The 16,313-nt window shown below is 73.7% G+C and carries 14 protein-coding genes; 4 read left to right on the forward strand and 10 right to left on the reverse strand.

The window, feature by feature from the left end:
- The 7 genes from E1287_RS11955 to E1287_RS11985 all read right to left on the reverse strand — a co-directional run.
- Window positions 1-267 (reverse strand): MerR family transcriptional regulator (locus tag E1287_RS11955; protein WP_131964960.1); only part of this gene is annotated, 267 nt, incomplete at its 3' end.
- 38 nt (window positions 268-305) lie between these two features.
- Window positions 306-836 carry an FHA domain-containing protein gene (locus tag E1287_RS11960; protein ID WP_131964961.1) on the reverse strand — a complete coding sequence of 177 codons (531 nt, stop codon included), beginning with the start codon at window positions 834-836 and terminating at the stop codon, window positions 306-308.
- Window positions 837-1,145: 309 nt separating this feature from the next.
- Window positions 1,146-1,886 carry a DUF881 domain-containing protein gene (locus E1287_RS11965; RefSeq protein WP_131964962.1) on the reverse strand — a complete coding sequence of 247 codons (741 nt, stop codon included), beginning with the start codon at window positions 1,884-1,886 and terminating at the stop codon, window positions 1,146-1,148.
- Window positions 1,883-2,215, reverse strand: coding sequence for a small basic family protein (locus E1287_RS11970; protein ID WP_131964963.1), 333 nt, complete (start codon window positions 2,213-2,215; stop codon window positions 1,883-1,885). Before E1287_RS11970 ends, E1287_RS11965 begins: the two co-directional genes overlap by 4 nt.
- Window positions 2,216-2,237: 22 nt before the next feature.
- On the reverse strand, window positions 2,238-3,122 hold the full coding sequence (locus E1287_RS11975) for a DUF881 domain-containing protein (RefSeq protein WP_131964964.1): 885 nt from the start codon (window positions 3,120-3,122) through the stop codon (window positions 2,238-2,240).
- A gap of 89 nt (window positions 3,123-3,211) precedes the next feature.
- Window positions 3,212-4,675, reverse strand: a complete 1,464-nt coding sequence (locus E1287_RS11980) for a HAMP domain-containing sensor histidine kinase (protein WP_131964965.1) — start codon at window positions 4,673-4,675, stop codon at window positions 3,212-3,214.
- Window positions 4,675-5,367: a response regulator transcription factor gene (locus E1287_RS11985; protein ID WP_131964966.1), complete on the reverse strand. Its 693-nt coding sequence runs from the start codon at window positions 5,365-5,367 to the stop codon at window positions 4,675-4,677. The genes E1287_RS11980 and E1287_RS11985 overlap by 1 nt, the downstream gene beginning before the upstream one ends.
- A gap of 154 nt (window positions 5,368-5,521) precedes the next feature.
- On the opposite strand from E1287_RS11985, the gene E1287_RS11990 reads away from it, so the two are divergent.
- A complete protein-coding gene (locus E1287_RS11990; RefSeq protein ID WP_131964967.1) occupies window positions 5,522-7,681 on the forward strand; it encodes an MMPL family transporter in 2,160 nt (719 codons plus the stop codon).
- Between the two features lie 48 nt (window positions 7,682-7,729).
- Here E1287_RS11990 and E1287_RS11995 read toward each other — a convergent pair whose 3' ends face one another.
- Window positions 7,730-8,368, reverse strand: a complete 639-nt coding sequence (locus tag E1287_RS11995; RefSeq protein ID WP_131964968.1) for a LysE family translocator — start codon at window positions 8,366-8,368, stop codon at window positions 7,730-7,732.
- Between the two features lie 100 nt (window positions 8,369-8,468).
- On the opposite strand from E1287_RS11995, the gene E1287_RS12000 reads away from it, so the two are divergent.
- The 3 genes from E1287_RS12000 (at window position 8,469) to E1287_RS12010 (ending at window position 13,061) form a co-directional block, all read left to right on the forward strand.
- A complete protein-coding gene (locus E1287_RS12000) occupies window positions 8,469-9,806 on the forward strand; it encodes a PLP-dependent aminotransferase family protein (protein ID WP_131964969.1) in 1,338 nt (445 codons plus the stop codon).
- Between the two features lie 122 nt (window positions 9,807-9,928).
- Window positions 9,929-11,536 carry an ATP-binding cassette domain-containing protein gene (locus tag E1287_RS12005; RefSeq protein ID WP_131964970.1) on the forward strand — a complete coding sequence of 536 codons (1,608 nt, stop codon included), beginning with the start codon at window positions 9,929-9,931 and terminating at the stop codon, window positions 11,534-11,536.
- Window positions 11,537-11,645: 109 nt separating this feature from the next.
- Window positions 11,646-13,061, forward strand: a complete 1,416-nt coding sequence (locus tag E1287_RS12010) for an aminotransferase class V-fold PLP-dependent enzyme (protein WP_243718884.1) — start codon at window positions 11,646-11,648, stop codon at window positions 13,059-13,061.
- A gap of 15 nt (window positions 13,062-13,076) precedes the next feature.
- Here the strand turns inward: E1287_RS12010 and E1287_RS12015 are convergent, their stop codons facing one another.
- Window positions 13,077-15,587, reverse strand: a complete 2,511-nt coding sequence (locus tag E1287_RS12015) for a mannose-1-phosphate guanyltransferase (RefSeq protein ID WP_131964972.1) — start codon at window positions 15,585-15,587, stop codon at window positions 13,077-13,079.
- Window positions 15,584-16,192 carry a CDP-alcohol phosphatidyltransferase family protein gene (locus E1287_RS12020; RefSeq protein WP_131964973.1) on the reverse strand — a complete coding sequence of 203 codons (609 nt, stop codon included), beginning with the start codon at window positions 16,190-16,192 and terminating at the stop codon, window positions 15,584-15,586. Before E1287_RS12020 ends, E1287_RS12015 begins: the two co-directional genes overlap by 4 nt.
- Window positions 16,193-16,313: the final 121 nt, after the last annotated feature.

Here is a 16,313-nt window from a genome sequence, read left to right on the forward strand (position 1 = left end):
GCTCTCGCCGCGGTCGCGGGCCTGGAGGTGCTGCCTGATGACGCGCAGCGGCAGGTAGTGGTCGCGCTGCGCGGTGAGGACGAAGCGGAGCCGCTCGACGTCGGCGTCGCCGAACTTGCGGTAGCCGGACGGGCTGCGCTCCGGTTCGACCAGGCCCTCGGACTCCAGGAACCTGATCTTGGAGATGGTGATGTCGGGGAACTCGGGCCTGAGCAGTCCGAGGACGTCCCCGATCGTCATCAGGGACCGGGCTGGCTGCGCGTTCATGGCCCCTCCCATCGTCGCCGCGGCCTCGTGCTCCCCGGTCAGCCGTGCGCCGGGTTGATCAGGAACACCAGCCGGAACTTGCCGATCTGGACCTCGTCGCCGCCCGACAGGCCGGCCTGGTCGATCCGCTGCCGGTTGACGTAGGTGCCGTTGAGGCTGCCGACGTCGCGGACGGAGAACGCGGAGCCCTGGCGGGCGAACTCGGCGTGCCGGCGGGACACGGTGACGTCGTCGAGGAAGATGTCGCTCGAAGGGTGCCGGCCCGCGGAGGTGCGGTCCTTGTCGAGCAGGAAGCGGCTGCCGGCGTTCGGGCCCCGCTTGACGACGAGGAGCGCCGTCCCCGGGGGAAGCGCCTCCATGGCCATCTGGTCGGGCCCGAGCGACGGCTCCTCAGCGCCGGCGTCGGTGTCCAGCGCCTCGAACCCGCCGATGGAGATCGTGGACGTGGACTCGCCGGGCGACTCCCGGGGAGGCAGCGGGCTCCGGGTGAGCGGAGTTCCGCAGTTCGAGCAGAAGCGGGCATCATCCGGGTTGGCGTGACCGCACTGCGTGCAGTAGACGCTCGGCATCGATCGGCTCGGCCTCCTACCATCGGCGTGCCGCCCGCGGGCGTCCCGCCGCAACGGGAGCCGCCTGCGCCACGCGCATCCTTCAACCAACCCACGCCGGGGACCCGCCCCGACCACGGTCTGACTCACCGGCCGCTTACGGGACGGTCGCCGCAACTTACGCGGGTATTACCCGAGGGGTCAACTGGAACGGCGAGCCGGCTGGACCAACCTACATTCGCCGATGATCGCAGGTCTACGCCGCCGCGCGGACGTCCCCGATCGCGACGCCCGAGCCCGGCGTCCGGTTTACCGCTTCCCCGAATTCCCCTAGGGAGACCGTATCGCGTCGACGGCGATTTTCGCGCGCGGGGTGATCGAGACGTCCGCGCCGGCGCCCTGGAGCGTCTTGACCAGTCCGCCGGGGATGTTCAGCGCGGTCGTCATGGTGTGGGGGTCGCCGATGGCGAGGAACCGGTAGGGCGCGGCGAGGGGCCTCCCGTCGGCCTGGACGCCGCTCCGGCCGTCCAGGAAGTAGGTGTCGACGCCGGCGCGCACGTCGTTGACCTGGACGACCTCGGCGCCGGCGTCGCGGAGCTCCTGCAGCGCGTCCAGGAGGTTGATCGCCTTGACGCCGCGGCGCGGGTCGGTGATCAGCAGTTCGATGCCGGGGCCCTCGGCCGGGAGGGTGCCCGCGAGGAGGCCATAGGTGGTCGCCCGCTTGCGCGCTTCCTCAAGGGCGGTTCCTCCTTCGGCGTCCCGTTCCAGCTGCGCCTTGGTGTCCTCCAGATCGCGGAGGTCGCCGCGCAGGCGCTCGGATCGCTGGCCCAGATCGGACAGGACTCCGACGAGCTCGTCCTGCCGCGCGGTGGCGAAGGTGGTGTCGCGCTCGTTCGATTGGATCTGCGCGACGACCGCGAATCCGAGGACCAGGCAGAGCAGGCCGCCGATCAGCTGGCCCATGCTGACTCGCGGTCTCAACAAGTCAAGGAGGCCGCGGAGCCCGGCGGGCTCCGCGGGCTCGGCGGGCCGCTCGTCCCTGTGCTCGTCCCGGTGCTCGTCGCCGGTCATGCGCCGAACAGCTTCCGCCGGATGCCGGCCGCGTTGGAGAAGATCCGGATGCCGAGGACGACCACGACGCCGGTGGACAGTTGCGAGCCGACCCCGAGCTTGTCGCCGAGGAAGACGATCAGCGCGGCGATGACGGTGTTGCTGACGAACGACACCACGAACACCTTCTCGTCGAAGATGCCCTCCAGCCGGGCCCTGATGCCGCCGAACATGGCGTCGAGCGCCGCGACGATCGCGATCGGCAGGTACGGCTCCAGCCAGAGCGGGACGTCCGGCTGGAGCAGCAGGCCCAGCGCCACGCCGATCATCAGCCCGATCAGCGCGATCAACGTCGGGTCTCCTCTCCCCCGCTCACCGGCCCGCCTCGCGGGCGTACCGCAGCCGGACGGCGCCCGCGGCGGGCAGCCGCACCCCGGACGACCGGCGCGTGTCGTATCTGATCTCGAAGCGCTCGTTCAGGGCCCGCAGCCGCCGGTCGGCGGCCGAGCCGGAGAGCGCGTCCCGGAGGCGGCCGGGGTCGCCGAGCGCCGTCACCTCGTAGGGGCGGCCGAGCGGCCGGTAGTCGACCAGGATCGCCTCGCCGGCGGCGCGGATCGCCGTCGCCGGGGTGAGGCGCTGCCCGTTGACGCCGATGGCCGCGGCGCCCGCCGCCCAGAGCCCGTTCACCAGGACCTGGAGGTCCTGATCATAGACCCGGCCGCCGGTGTCGGCGGGGCGCCCGTCCGGCTCGTCGTGCGGTGCGTCGTCCAGGGTGACGATCAGCGCGTCGCCGGTGGCGGGCGCGGCCGCCGCGGCGGCGCCCGCGAGGGCGAGGGTCCTGCGGGCGCGGCGGCCGTCCTCGCTGCGGGCGAGCGCGGCGGCCCGGCGCCGTTCCGTCTCGGCCCGGAGCCGGTCGAGGCGGCGCTGGAGGGCGTCGGTCTCGGCGGTGCGGGCGTGGATCGCGTCGACCAGCCGGGAGCGCTGCTCGGCGGCCACGGGCTCGCCGCGCCGGACCTCGGCCCCGGCGACGGCGATCAGCGTCCCGGCGAGGACGAGGACGAGCAGGACGCCGCCGCCGCGCAGCCGTCCCCGCGCCGGGCCTGGATCGCCCGCCTCCCGCGCGGCCGCGGCGCGCCGTGCCGCGGCCTCCGCGTAGCCGTGATCGAGGAGCTTGCCGCTGAACAGGTCGGCGAGGAGCGACATGGACGCGTCGGGCCGGCCTGCGGGCGGGTCGTCGTCCTCTCGTTGTGCGATCACCGGCCCATCATGGCCCACTCATGTGCGCGGACGGCGAATCGGCGCGGACGGCGAATCGGCGCGGACGGCCAATCAGCACGGACGGCCGATCAGCGCGGCAGCGTGATCGTGAACGCGGCGCCGCCGCCGGGGGCGTCCGCCACGGACGCGCGGCCGCCGTGCGCTTCGGCCACCGCCGCGACGATCGATAGCCCCAAGCCCGCGCCGCCGCGGTCGCGGGACCTGGACGGGTCGGCCCGGTAGAAGCGCTCGAAGACGCGGGCGCGCTCGTCCGCCGGGATTCCAGGGCCCTCGTCGGCGACCTCCAGGACCGCCTCCCCGTCCCGTTCCGACACGCGGACGGTCGCGGCCGTGCCGGCGGGCGTGTGGCGCCGGACGTTCGCCAGCAGGTTGTCGAGGACCTGGCGGAGCCGTCCGGCGTCGCCGGTGACGACGACGGGGCCGTCCGCCTCCAGCGTCAGGGGCCGGTCCGGCTCGACGACGGCGGCGTCGGCGACCGCGTCGGCGGCGAGCGCGGCCAGGTCGACGGGCTCGCGCTCCAGCGGGCGGCCCTGGTCCAGCCGGGCGAGCAGCAGCATCTCGTCGACGAGGCGGCCCATCCGCTCGGCCTCCGACTCGATGCGGCGCATCGCCTTCGCGAGGTCCTCGGGACGGTCCGCGGCGCCGCGGCGGAACAGCTCGGCGTACCCGCGGACGGTCGCGACCGGGGTGCGCAGCTCGTGGGAGGCGTCGGCGACGAAGCGGCGCAGCCGGTCGCGGGACGCCTCCCGCTCCCGGAACGACGCCTCGATCTGCGCGAGCATGCCGTTCAGCGCCTCGGCGAGCCGTCCGACCTCGGTCTTCGGGCCGTGCACGGCGAGCCGGCGGCCGAGGTCGCCGTCGCCGATCCGGGCGGCCGTCGCGGCGATCTCCTCCAGCGGCCGGGTCGCGCGGCGGACGGCCCGCCACACCAGCAGCCCGACGCCGAGGAGGACGGCGAGCGTGACGCTGACCTGGGTTCCGAGGGTGCGGCCGAAGAACTCGTCCTGCTCGGTGGTGCGCATGGACGTGACGAGGTAGTGCCGCTCGCCGGGCACCCACGCGGTGCGGACGAGCCAGTCGGGGCCTTCGCGTCCGAACAGGCCGTCGTCGTCCTTGCCGGGGCGGGGCCGCGCCTCCGTGCGGACGAACCGCTCCCCGTCCGGGTTGCCGCCCGTCGCCTCGCCGGGGCGCAGATCGTCCGGCAGCGGCGGCTCGCCGACGAACGAGACGGTCTCCACCACGGCGCCGTCGGCGCGGCGGACCTGGAGGAACAGCGGCAGGCCGCCGCCGTCGCCGGCCGCGCGCCACAGCCGGTCCAGGTCCGAGGTTGCCTCCGAGAGCCGCGACCACGAGCCGCCGGGGCCGCTCTCGGCGAACAGCGCGGCGGCCTCGCGTCCCACGGCGGTCATCCGGTTGTGCTCGCTGTCGTTCTTCCAGTCGTTCAGCGCGGCGAAGCTGGACGCGCCGGCGGTCAGCAGGCCGAGCGCCAGCAGGGCGAGCTGGGTCAGCACGATGCGCCTGCGCAGCGACATCAGCCCTCCCGGGGCATGCGGAGGATGTACCCGACGCGCGGGACGGTGTGGATGAGGCGCGGGTCGCGGTCGTCCAGCTTGCGGCGCAGGTAGCTGACGTAGGTCTGGACGACGCCGTCGCCGCCGCCGAAGTCGTACTGCCAGACGTGGTCGAGGATCTGCCGCTTGGTCAGCACCCGGCCGGAGTTGAGGAGCAGGTAGCGCAGCAGCTTGAACTCGGTGGGGGTGAGGTCGACCAGGACGCCGCCGCGCCGCACCTCGTAGGTGTCCTCGTCGAGCTCCAGGTCGGCGAACGACAGCCGGGCCCGGTCGCGCCCGGCGGGCCGGGTGCGGCGCAGCACGGCGCGGATCCGGGCGATCAGCTCCTCCAGGCTGAACGGCTTGGTGACGTAGTCGTCGCCGCCGACGGTCAGGCCCTTGATCTTGTCCTCGGTGGCGTCGCGGGCGGTGAGGAACACGACGGGGGCCTGGCAGCCGTCCCGGCGGAGGCGGGCGCAGGCGTCGAGGCCCGAGCCGTCCGGGAGCATCACGTCCAGGACGATCAGGTCGGGGCCGAAGCGCGGGATGCTCGCCAGCGCCTCCGCGCCCGATCCGGCCACGGCCGTCTCGAAGCCCTCGTAGCGCAGCGCGGTCGCGACGAGGTCGGCGAGGTACGCCTCGTCGTCCACGACGAGGATCTTGGTGGGCGTCACGGGGCCAGTCTTCCCGGTGGGCGCCGCCGGGCGCACTGCGGGCGTTCTGCGAGAAGTCTCAGAGATCGCTGTGAAGCCGGTCGGAGCCGGTTTCACAGGGATCCCCAAGGGCGTTCACACGGCGCCGGAAGAGCGGGCCGCTGCAGTTGTGGGCATGGACAGATTCTCCGATTTCGTGCTCCGGCACCGGCTGCTGATCGGCCTGGTGTGGCTGGCCGCCGCGTGCGCCGGCGCCTTCGCCGTCATGCAGGTGCCCGACCGCCTCACCGAGGACTTCGCGCCGCCCGGCTCGGCGGCGCGGGACGCCAACGCGGCGATCCTGGCCGCCTACGGGACGGGCGCCGACGAGAAGCCCGAGGTCCCGGTCGTCAGGCTGCCCGCCGGGACGACCGCGGACTCGCCCGGCGTCCGCGCCGGGCTGGCGAAGGCGTTCGCGGCGGCCGGGGAGCGGCTCGGCGCCCGCGTCGTCTCGTACGGGACCACCGGCGACGCCCGCTTCACCGCCGACGGCGGCCGGGTCGTCTACGGCCTGGTGTATCCGCGTGTCGAGCCGGGGGCGAGCGAGATCGACGACGGGCCCGAGCCGGCCGGGCCGCTCGCCGAGGCGATGCGGCCGCACCTGCCCGCCGGGGCCGAGCTGCACGTGACGAGCATGGACGGGCTGGCGGACGAGGCGGGCAGCGAGGGGCCGAGCGTCCTCACCGAGACGCTCATCGGCGGGCTCGGGGCGCTCGTCGTCCTGGCGTTCGTGTTCGGGTCGGTGCTGGCGGTCGTCCCGCTCGTGATCGCGGCCGTGTCGATCCTGACCTCGTTCCTGCTGGTCTACGGGATCACGGGCGTCACCGACGTGAACTTCATGGTGCAGTTCGTCGTGGCGCTCATCGGGCTCGGCGTCGCCGTCGACTACTCGCTGCTGCTGGTGACGCGGTGGCGGGAGGAGCGGTCGCGCGGCCTGTCCGCGGACGAGGCGACCAGGCGCGCGATGGCGACGGCCGGGCACGCGGTGGTGTTCAGCGCGGCGGCCGTCGGGATCGGGCTCGTCGCGATGCTGGTGATGCCGGTCGAGTTCATGCGCAGCGTGGCCTACGGCGGCGTGATCATCCCGGCGGTGAGCGCGCTCGCGACGCTGACGCTGCTGCCGGTCGTCCTGGCCACGATGGGACCGGCCCTCGACCGGATCGCGCCGCGGTGGCGCGGCGACGGGTCCCGCGCGGGACGGGCCTGGACGGCGTGGGCGCGGCAGATCATCCGGTTCCGGATCCCGGCGGCGCTGGCGGCGCTCGCCGTCCTCGGGGGCCTCGCGTTCGCCGCGCTGGGGATGAACCTCGGCGAGCCGAGCAGCAGCGCTCTGGCCAAGTCGGGTCCCGCCTACGAGGGCTTGGCGGAGCTGCGCGGGGCGGGGGCGCCGACCGGCGTCCTCACCCCGGTGGACGTGCTGCTGCCGCGGGGCGCCGACCCCGCGGCGGCCGCGTCCGAGCTCCGGGGGCTGCGGGGCGTCCACACGGTCGCGGCGCCCGACGGCGGGATGTGGCGGCGGGACGGGACCGCGCTGATCACCGTCGTGCCCGTCGACGAGGGCGGGACGGACGCGGGCAAGGACCTCGTCAAGGCCGTCCGCGAAGCGGTTCCGCCGGGCGCGCAGGTGGGCGGCGAGGCCGCGGCCGACATCGACTTCGCGGCCAAGGTGTACGGGACGTTCCCGTACATGCTGGGGCTCATCTGCCTGCTGACGTTCGTCCTGCTGGCCCGCGCGTTCCGGTCGCTGCTCCTGGCGTTCAAGGCGGTGGTGCTCAACCTGCTGTCGCTGGCCGCCGTGCTCGGCGCGATCGTCCTGGTGTGGCAGCAGGGCCACGGCAGCGATCTGTTCTGGGGCATCTCCGCGACGGGTTCGATCGCCGCGTTCGTCCCGGCGATGGTGTTCGCGTTCCTGTACGGGCTGTCGATGGACTACGAGGTGTTCATCCTGGCCCGGCTCAGGGAGGAGTACGACCGCACCGGCTCCACCGAGGCCGCGATCGTCGAGGGCCTCGGCCGGACGGGACGCCTGGTGACGAGCGCGGCGCTGATCCTGTTCCTGGCGTTCGCGTCGCTCGCCGCGGCCCCGATCGTCGAGGTGAAGATCTTCGCGACCGGCCTCGGGCTGGGCATCCTGCTGGACGCGACCGTGGTGCGGGCGCTGCTCGTCCCGGCGGCGGTGTCGCTGTTCGGCCGCTGGAACTGGTGGCTGCCGGGCTGGGCCGCCCGGGTGCTGCGCGTCCGGCCCTCGCCCCTCCCGGAGCCGGACGGCGCGGACCGCGTCCCGATCCCCGTCTGACCGCCGGTCCCCGCCCCCGCCCGCCGGCCGCTCCGCGGGGGCGGGCGGTCAGTGGGCGGCGGTGCGGGTGAGCCCCAGGTGGACGGCGATCCCGGCGAGCGCCGAGCCCATCACGTAGCGCTGGGCCCGCTGCCACCCGGGCCGCCGGGCGAGGAACACCGCGATGGCGCCGGCGCCCAGCACGATGAGGGCGTTCACGGTGATCGCGATGGTGATCTGGGTGAGGCTGAGCAGCATGATCTGGACGCCGACGTGGCCGCGCTCCGGGTCGGTGAACTGGGGCAGCAGCGACACGTACAGGATCGCGATCTTCGGGTTGAGCAGGTTGGTGACCAGGCCCATCGCGAACAGGCGGCGCGGCGGGTCGGCGGGCAGCTCCTTCGGGGCGAACGGCGTCGTCCCGCCGGGCCGCACCGCCTGCCAGGCGAGCCACAGCAGGTACGCGGCGCCCGCAACCTTGATCGCCGTGTAGATCTCCGGGACGAGCGCGAAGACGGTGGCGATGCCGGCGGTCACGGCGGTGACGTAGACGAGGAACCCGGCGGCGACCCCGGCGAGGGAGATCATGCCCGCGCGGCGGCCCTGCGTCACCGACCGCGACACCAGATAGATCATGTTGGGGCCTGGGGTGAGCACGAGGACGAGGGCGAAGACCGCGACGGCCGCCATCGCACTGGACGAGATCATTGCACTCCTGACATTTCGACGTGATCCGATGCTAGATGTCCGAGTAATCTCAGTGCAATAATGAAATTGATCTCGGTGCAATCGACCGTTCGGAGGTGTGGTGGAGGATTACCGGCGGGTCGCGGACGAGGTGGCCGCCGGCATCGCGGCGGGACGGCTCCGTCCCGGCGACCGGCTGCCGCCCCAGCGCGCGTTCGCGCGGGAGCGCGGCATCGCGGCCTCGACGGCGAGCCGCGTGTACCGGGAGCTGCGCCGGCGCGGTCTCGTGGTCGGCGAGGTGGGCCGCGGGACGTTCGTCCGCGCGGCGGAGGGCCCGCCCGCCACGGCGCTGGCCGAGCCCGCGGACGCCCGCGTGGATCTGGAGTTCAGCTACCCCGTGGTGCCCGAGCAGACCGCGCTGCTGGCCGCCGGGATGGAGCGGCTGCTGCGCCCGGACGTCCTGGAGGCGGCGCTCGGGCCCGCCGGCGTCGCGGGGACGCCCGCGGCCCGCGAGTCGGCGGCGGAGCTGCTCGCCGTGCCCGGCTGGCGGCCCGATCCGTCCGGCGTCCTGTTCGCGGGGAACGGGCGGCAGGCGATCGCGGGCGCCGTGGCCGCGCTCGTGCCGCCGGGCGGGCGGCTCGCGGTCGAGGCGCTGACCTATCCGGTGGTCAAGGGCGTCGCGGCGCGGCTCGGCGTGACGCTCGTCCCGGTCGCGTCCGACGAGCACGGGCTGCGCCCCGAGGCGCTCGCCGACGCCCACCGCGCCGCCCCGCTCGGCGCGGTGTACGTACAGCCCACGCTCCACAACCCGGCCGGGACGACGATGCCGGAGCCGCGCCGCGCCGAGCTGGCCGAAACCCTGGAACGCCTCGGCCTCTACGCGATCGAGGACCGCGTGTGGGCGTTCCTCGTCGAGGACGGCCCGGCGCCGCTGGCGTCCTTCGCCGCGCGGCGGACGGTCCTCGTCGACAGCCTCTCCAAGCGCCTCGCGCCGGGCCTGAGCGTCGGGTTCGTCCTCCCGCCCGCCGCGCTTGCCGGGCGCGTCGCCGCCGCCCTGCGCTCCGGCGGGTGGGCGCCGACCGGGTTCGCGCTCGCGGCGGCGTCCGGCTGGATCGCCGGCGGGGCCGTCGCGGCGGTGACCCGCGCCAAGCGCGCGGACGCCGCGTCCCGCTCCCGGATCGCCGCCGATCGCCTCCCCGGCGCGGCCGGCGCGGGGCCGGCCTCCTATTTCCGCTGGTGGGAGCTGCCCTCCCCGTGGCGCGCCGACACGTTCGTGGCCGCGGCGGCACGGCACGGCATCGCCGTCACGCCCGCCGCCGCCTTCGCCGCCGGGACGACGGCCGCGCCCCGCGCCGTTCGCGTCAGCCTGGCCTCGCCACCGCCGGAGACGCTCGCGCGGGCGCTCGACGTCCTCGCCGGGATCGCGGCCGGATCCCCCGAGGACGTCCCCGTCGACTGACCGTCCCCCAGCCCCCGGCCCCCGCTCTGGACTGCCGGGGGTGTGGTCGTTCATCTTGGTTTTGGGTGCGATGCCCGGCACGGCGGACGCGAGGGGCTCAGGCCCGGGCGGGAGCCAGGCGGATGATCGAGGTACGGGGGGTCGGGCAGCGCGCGGGCGGCGGGCGCCGCACGCTGCGGGACGTGTCGCTGACGATCGAGTCCGGCGAGCTGGTGGCGATCATCGGTGGCAGCGGGGCGGGCAAGACGACGCTGCTGGACGCCATCGCGGGCGTGCGCCCTCCGGCCGAGGGCGAGGTCCGCTTCGACGGCGAGGCCCGCGTCAACGGGGATGCCCGCGTGAACGGCGGCGCCTTCGGGTACGTGCCGCAGGACGACATCGTCCACCTGGAGATGCCGCTGCGGCGCACGCTGCGGTACGCGGCGGGCCTGCGGCTGCCGTCCGGGACGCCGCCGCAGCGGGCGGAAAGGGCCGTGGACGCCGTCATGGACGCGCTCGCTCTCACCGAGCGCGCCGGCCAGCGGGTCGGGTCGCTCAGCGGCGGCGAGCGCAAGCGCGCCAGCATCGCGGTCGAGCTGCTGACGCGTCCCCGCGTGTTCTTCCTCGACGAGCCGACGTCGGGCCTCGACCCGGCCACAGCGGCCGATCTGATGCGGCTGCTGCGCGGCCTGGCCGATTCGGGGACGACGGTCGTCCTCACGACGCACCATCCGCCGGACGTCGCGGTGTGCGACCGGGTGGCCGTCCTGACGCAGGACGGGCGGCTGGCGTTCTACGGCGAGCCGGACGTGGCGCGGGAGGAGTTCCGCGTCGGGGGGATCGAGGACATCTATCTGCGGCTCGCCGAAACCGAGCCGCACGAGTGGGAGGGCCGGTTCGGCACGGACGCCGCCCCGGCGGTGGGCCCGGGCGTGGGGGCGTTCGGGCAGTGGGCGCTGCTGGCCCGGCGGAACCTCGACCTGCTGTCGCGGAACCGGCTCACGCTCGCCGTCCTGGCGGGGTCGCCGGTCATGGTGCTGGCGATGTTCGCGGTGCTGTTCCGGCCCGGCGCGTTCTCGCCGGAGTCGCCGAGCCCCGGCGCGACGGTGATGATCCTGTTCTGGATCGCGTTCGGCGGGTTCTTCTTCGGCCTGACGTACGGGCTCCTGCAAATCTGCACGGAGCTGCCCGTCGTGCGGCGTGAACGCCTGACGGGTCTGCGGGTCGGCTCGTACGTGCTGGCGAAGGTGGCGGTGCTCCTGCCGCTTCTGGCGCTCGTGGACGCGCTGATGCTCGGCGTCCTGCGGGGCCTGGACAGGCTGCCCGCGATGGGCTGGGGCACGTACGCGGAGCTGTTCGTCACCCTGCTGCTGTGCTCGCTGGCCGCCCTCGCGCTGGGTCTCCTGGTGTCGGCGGCGGTCACCGACCCGGCGCAGGCGACGATGGCGCTGCCGATGCTGTGCTTCCCGCAGGTGCTGTTCGTGGGCGCGATCCTGCCCGTCCCGGTGATGGCGGCGCCGGGACGGTGGCTGAGCTACGCCATGTCGAACCGGTGGGCGTTCGAGGGGCTCGGGCACAGCCTCGGCGTGGAGCGGCTGTGGGGGTCCGGGCGGTCGCCGCTGGGGCCGCCGCTGCTGGCCTCGTACGGCGACACGTTCGGGCGCGCGGTCGCCGCCGACTGGGCGGTGCTGGCCGGGTTCACGGCGGTCTTCCTCGCGGGGACGTGCCTGCTCCTCGCCCGACGAACCTGACAAACACCCTGTGACGGGCCAATTACGGCCAGAATACCCCCTTGCGCATGATCTCCCGATTTTGGACTGTTCTGTTATGGATGCGGCTTTACGCCAGCGGGGGTGCACCGTGAGCGCTTCATCCGATTTTTACGTCGGCACGTCCGGCTACGAGGACACCCGGCGCCTGGACGAGCTCCGCGCGACCGAATACCGCCACCTGGACGAGCACGGGCAGATCTACCTCGACTACACCGGATCGGGCGTGGCCGCCGCCGCCCAGTTACGTGCGCACGTCGAGCGGCTGACCAGCCGCTGCTACGGGAACCCGCACTCGGAGAACCCGACGTCCAGCGCGTCCACCGCGTTGGTCGATCGAGCGCGGGAGCGGATCCTGGCGTTCTTCAACGCCTCCCCCGACGAGTACGCGGTGGTATTCACGGCGAACGCGACCGGCGCGTGCCGGCTGGTCGGCGAGGCGTACCCGTTCGAGCCCGGGGCCCGGCTCGTCCTGACCGGCGACAACCACAACTCCGTGAACGGGCTCCGGGAGTTCGCGCGGGCCCGGGGCGCCGGGATCGTGCACGTTCCCGTCCGCGGGCCGGAGCTGCGCGTCGAGGGCGAGGAGGTCGGCGCGGCGCTCGCGGACCACCGGGGCCTGCTCGTCTACCCCGCGCAGAGCAACTTCACCGGCGTCCAGCACCCGCTCGCCTGGATCGACCAGGCCCACGCGCACGGCTACGACGTGCTGCTGGACGCGGCGGCGTTCGTCCCCGCCAACCGCCTCGACCTGGGCCGGACGCGTCCCGACTTCGTCCCCGTGAGCTGGTACAAGGTGTTCGGGTACCCGACCGGCGTCGGCTGCCTGGTCGCGCGGCGCGACGCCCTGGCGCGGCTGCGGCGGCCCTGGTTCGCGGGCGGGACGATCCAGGCGGTGAGCGCGCTCGGCGACTGGCACGTCCTCGCGCCCGACGAGACGGCGTTCGAGGACGGCACCCTGAACTTCCTGTCCATCCCCGACGTGGAGTTCGGCGTCGACTGGGTCGACGGCATCGGCATGGACCTGATCCACCTCCGCGTGACGTGCCTGACGGACCTGCTCCTGCGGAGGCTGGCGGGCCTGCGGCACTCCGACGGCTCCCCCATGATCAGGCTGTACGGGCCGGACGGCACGGACCGGCGCGGCGGCACGGTCGCGTTCAACGTCCTCGGCGCGCGGGGCGGGATCGTCGACGAGCGGATCGTCGCCCGCGACACCGCGGCCGCGGGCATCTCGATCCGCACGGGCTGCTTCTGCAATCCGGGCGCGGGCGAGGGCGCGTTCGAGATCCCCGAGCGCGCGCTGCGCCTCACCGCGCACCGGCGGATGCGGACGCTGGACGACTACCTGGGCGTGCTCGGCCTGCCCAGCGGCGGCGCCGTCCGCGCGTCCCTCGGCCTGGTCTCGAACATCGCGGACGTGGAGCGCCTCATCGGCTTCCTCGCCGCCGCCTACCGCGACAGGGAACCGGACGCCACGGGCCTCAAGCCCCGCGAACGCTGCTGAGCCCGGCGCGAGAGATCAGGAGCCCGCGCGTTCCACGACGACGGCCCACTCCTCCAGGAGCGCCTGGGCGGCGTCGGTGTCCGGGCCTTCGGCCCACAGGTGGGTGACGGCCTCAGCCGGGTCGGGCAGGACGAGGACCCAGCGGCCGTCGTCCTCGACCACGCGGACGCCGTCGGTCGTATCGATCGTGCGGTCCCCGGCGGCCTCCACGACGTGCCGCATCACGCTGCCCTTCGCGGCCCACGGCGTCGGGACGGAGCGGCGCAGCAGGTGCGCGTCCGGGATGCGGCGGTCGATCTGCGACAGCGTCAGCCGGGTCCGCGCGACGAGCCCGACGAGGCGGACGAACGCCGCGATCCCGTCCACGGTGCCGCTGAACTCGGGCATGAGGAACCCGCCGCGACCGTCCCCCGCGAAGATCACGCCGCGCTGCGCGGCGGCCTTGGTGAGGACGTCCTGGGACGTGGACGTCCACTCGACCTGGACGCCGTGGAACCGGCACACCTGCTCGGCGACCCGCGTCGTCGTCACCGGCAGCGCGACCCGGCCCTGCTCGACCTGCGCGCCCCGCTCGGCCGCGACCAGGTCCAGCATGACCAGCAGCGCCCGGTCGTCGCCGACCAGCTCGCCGTTCTCGTCCACGAGCGAGATCCGCTCCCCGACCGGGTCGAACCGGACGCCGAACGCGGCCCGCGACGACGACACCAGCTCCCCGAGCCGCTCCAGGTCGCGCATCCGCTCGGCGAGCGTCTCGGTCGGGTTGGCCTCGTCCAGCCCGGCGTTGCGGGTGAGGACCTCCACCCCGACCTTGCCGAGCAGGTTCGGCAGGACGAGCGACGCGACGCCGCCCGCGCAGTCCAGGACGATCTTCAGCCCGGCCTCGCGGACCCCGCGGATGTCGACGCGCCGCAGCAGGTCGCGGGTGTAGGTCTCGACGACGCGCGGCGGGTAGGTCAGCTCGGCGATCTCGCCGGGGAACGCGCGCCGGTACTCCTGCCGCCCGAACACGCGCTCCAGCTTGCGCTGCGCGTTCTGCGACAGGTCGGCGCCGTCGGGGTCGAAGAAGATGATGTCGACGCCCTGCGGGTCGCCGAGCGTGGTGCGGATGTAGATGCCGCCGACGGCGTCCATGCGGCCGGTCTCGAACCGGGCGACGGTCAGCGGCGTCGCCTCCAGGTCGTTGACGTTGATCGCGCTGGCGGTCAGGGCGCTGTTCACGGCGCGTTTCAGGGTGCGGGCGGCGCGGGAGACGTCCCGTCCGGTGACGACGGTCGTGCCCTTCTTCAGCGTCGTCGCGTAGGCGCTGGCGAGCCGCACCGCCAGCTCGGGCGTGATCTCGACGTTGACCAGCCCGGACACGCCGCGCGGCCCGAACAGGTTGCGCTGCCCCCGCGACTCCCAGATCACGCTGGTGTTGACGACCGCGCCCGCCTCGATCGTCTTGAACGGGTAGACCTTCACGCCGGACGAGACGTACGCCTCCGCCTCGATCACGCACTCGTCGCCGATGACCGCGCCCTCCTCGACGCGGGCGCCGGCCATGATGTCGGTGTTCTTGCCGACCACGCAGCCGCGCAGGTTCGTGGACGGCGCGACGAACACGTTGTCGTGGACGATCGCGCGATGCAGGAACGCGCCCTCCTTCACGACCACGTTGCTGCCGAGGACGGTGTACTCGCGCAGCTCGACGCCCGCCTCGACCTTGGCGTAGTCGCCGATGTAGAGCGGGCCCTTGAGGACGGCCTCCGCGTCCACCTCGGCGCCTTCGGCGACCCACACGCCCGGCGACACCTCGAACCCGTCCAGGTCGATGCCGACCTGGCCGGACAGCATGTCGGCCTGGGCCTTGAGGTAGCTCTCGTGGGTGCCGACGTCCTCCCAGTAGCAGTCGGCGACGTACCCGAACAGCGGGGCGCCCTCGGCGAGCAGCGCGGGGAACACGTCCCCGGACCAGTCGACCGGCTCCCCCTCCGCGACGTGCTCAAGGACCTCCGGCTCCATCACGTAGATGCCGGTGTTGACGGTGTCGGAGAACACCTGGCCCCACGTCGGCTTCTCCAGGAAGCGCTGCACGCGTCCCTCGTCGTCCACGATGATGATCCCGAACTCGAGCGGGTTCGGGACGCGCTTCAGCCCGATCGTGACGAGCGCGCCGTTGCGCTCGTGGAAGCGCACCATGTCGGTCAGGTCGATGTCGGTGAGCGCGTCCCCGGAGATCACCAGGAAGCGGTCGTCGCGCAGCGCCTCCTCGGCGTTCTTGACGCTGCCCGCGGTGCCGAGCGGGATCTCCTCGGTCGCGTAGCTCAGCGACATGCCGAGCTCCTCGCCGTCGCCGAAGTAGTTGCGGATCAGCGCGGCCAGGAACTGGACGGTGACGACGGTCTCGCTGAACCCGTGCGCCTTCAGCAGCCGCAGCACATGCTCCATGATCGGCCGGTTGACGAGCGGGAGCAGCGGCTTCGGCTGGTTGGCGGTCATCGGGCGCAGCCGCGTCCCCTCCCCGCCCGCCATCACGACGGCCTTCATCGGGCCGTCTCCCTGCCGGCGGTCTCCCGCCCGGCGACCACGAGCTGCCGCGTCTGCTCCCAGTACAGGACGGCCGCCCACCAGTACAGGCCCGCGCCCCAGATGGCGAACGACCAGCCGACGACCTTCGCCGCCGTCGCCGCCGCGCCGTCATGGTCCCCCAGCAGCAGCAGCGGGAACGCGTACAGCAGGCACAGCGTGCCCGCCTTGCCGATGAAATGGACGGGGAGCGTCCCGCTGTACCCGAGCCGCCGGACGATCGGCGCGATCGGCACGATCGCCAGCTCGCGGGCGACGAGCAGCACCACCAGCCACAGCGGGATGATGTCGCGGATGGTGAGGCCGACGAGCGTCGCCAGGATGTAGAGCCGGTCGGCGGCCGGGTCGAGCACCGCCCCGAGCTTGCTGGTCTGGTTCAGGATCCGCGCCAGCTTGCCGTCCAGCCAGTCGGACAGGCCCGCGAACACCAGCAGGCCGAGCGCCCACCAGTCCGCCTCGATCAGGACGAGCCACAGGAACAGCGGGACGCCGACCAGCCGCGCCAGGCTGAGGCTGTTGGGCACCGTGAAGATCCGGTCCTGCGGGGCCTCTTGCTCTGTGCTCACCGACGCGCTCGCCTCCCTGGTCCCTTGATCCTGACCCTACCGGTAAGGAATTTGAAAGCCCTTCATGGCAGAACCGCCGCCAACAAAGACCGCCCCCGCGGCGTCTTCTTCACCGAAACGA

The sequence above is a fragment of the Actinomadura sp. KC06 genome (genome assembly GCF_004348735.1).
Taxonomy (GTDB): Bacteria; Actinomycetota; Actinomycetes; order Streptosporangiales; family Streptosporangiaceae; genus Spirillospora.

Bases quoted from the DNA above. Each gene is read 5' to 3' on its own strand.
- E1287_RS11995 (WP_131964968.1), bottom strand. From the start codon at position 8,368: ATGATCTCGTCCAGTGCGATGGCGGCCGTCGCGGTCTTCGCCCTCGTC.
- E1287_RS12015 (WP_131964972.1), bottom strand. From the start codon at position 15,587: ATGAAGGCCGTCGTGATGGCGGGCGGGGAGGGGACGCGGCTGCGCCCG.
- E1287_RS11980 (WP_131964965.1), bottom strand. From the start codon at position 4,675: ATGTCGCTGCGCAGGCGCATCGTGCTGACCCAGCTCGCCCTGCTGGCG.
- E1287_RS12005 (WP_131964970.1), top strand. From the start codon at position 9,929: ATGATCGAGGTACGGGGGGTCGGGCAGCGCGCGGGCGGCGGGCGCCGC.
- E1287_RS11990 (WP_131964967.1), top strand. From the start codon at position 5,522: ATGGACAGATTCTCCGATTTCGTGCTCCGGCACCGGCTGCTGATCGGC.
- E1287_RS11965 (WP_131964962.1), bottom strand. From the start codon at position 1,886: ATGACCGGCGACGAGCACCGGGACGAGCACAGGGACGAGCGGCCCGCC.
- E1287_RS11960 (WP_131964961.1), bottom strand. From the start codon at position 836: ATGCCGAGCGTCTACTGCACGCAGTGCGGTCACGCCAACCCGGATGAT.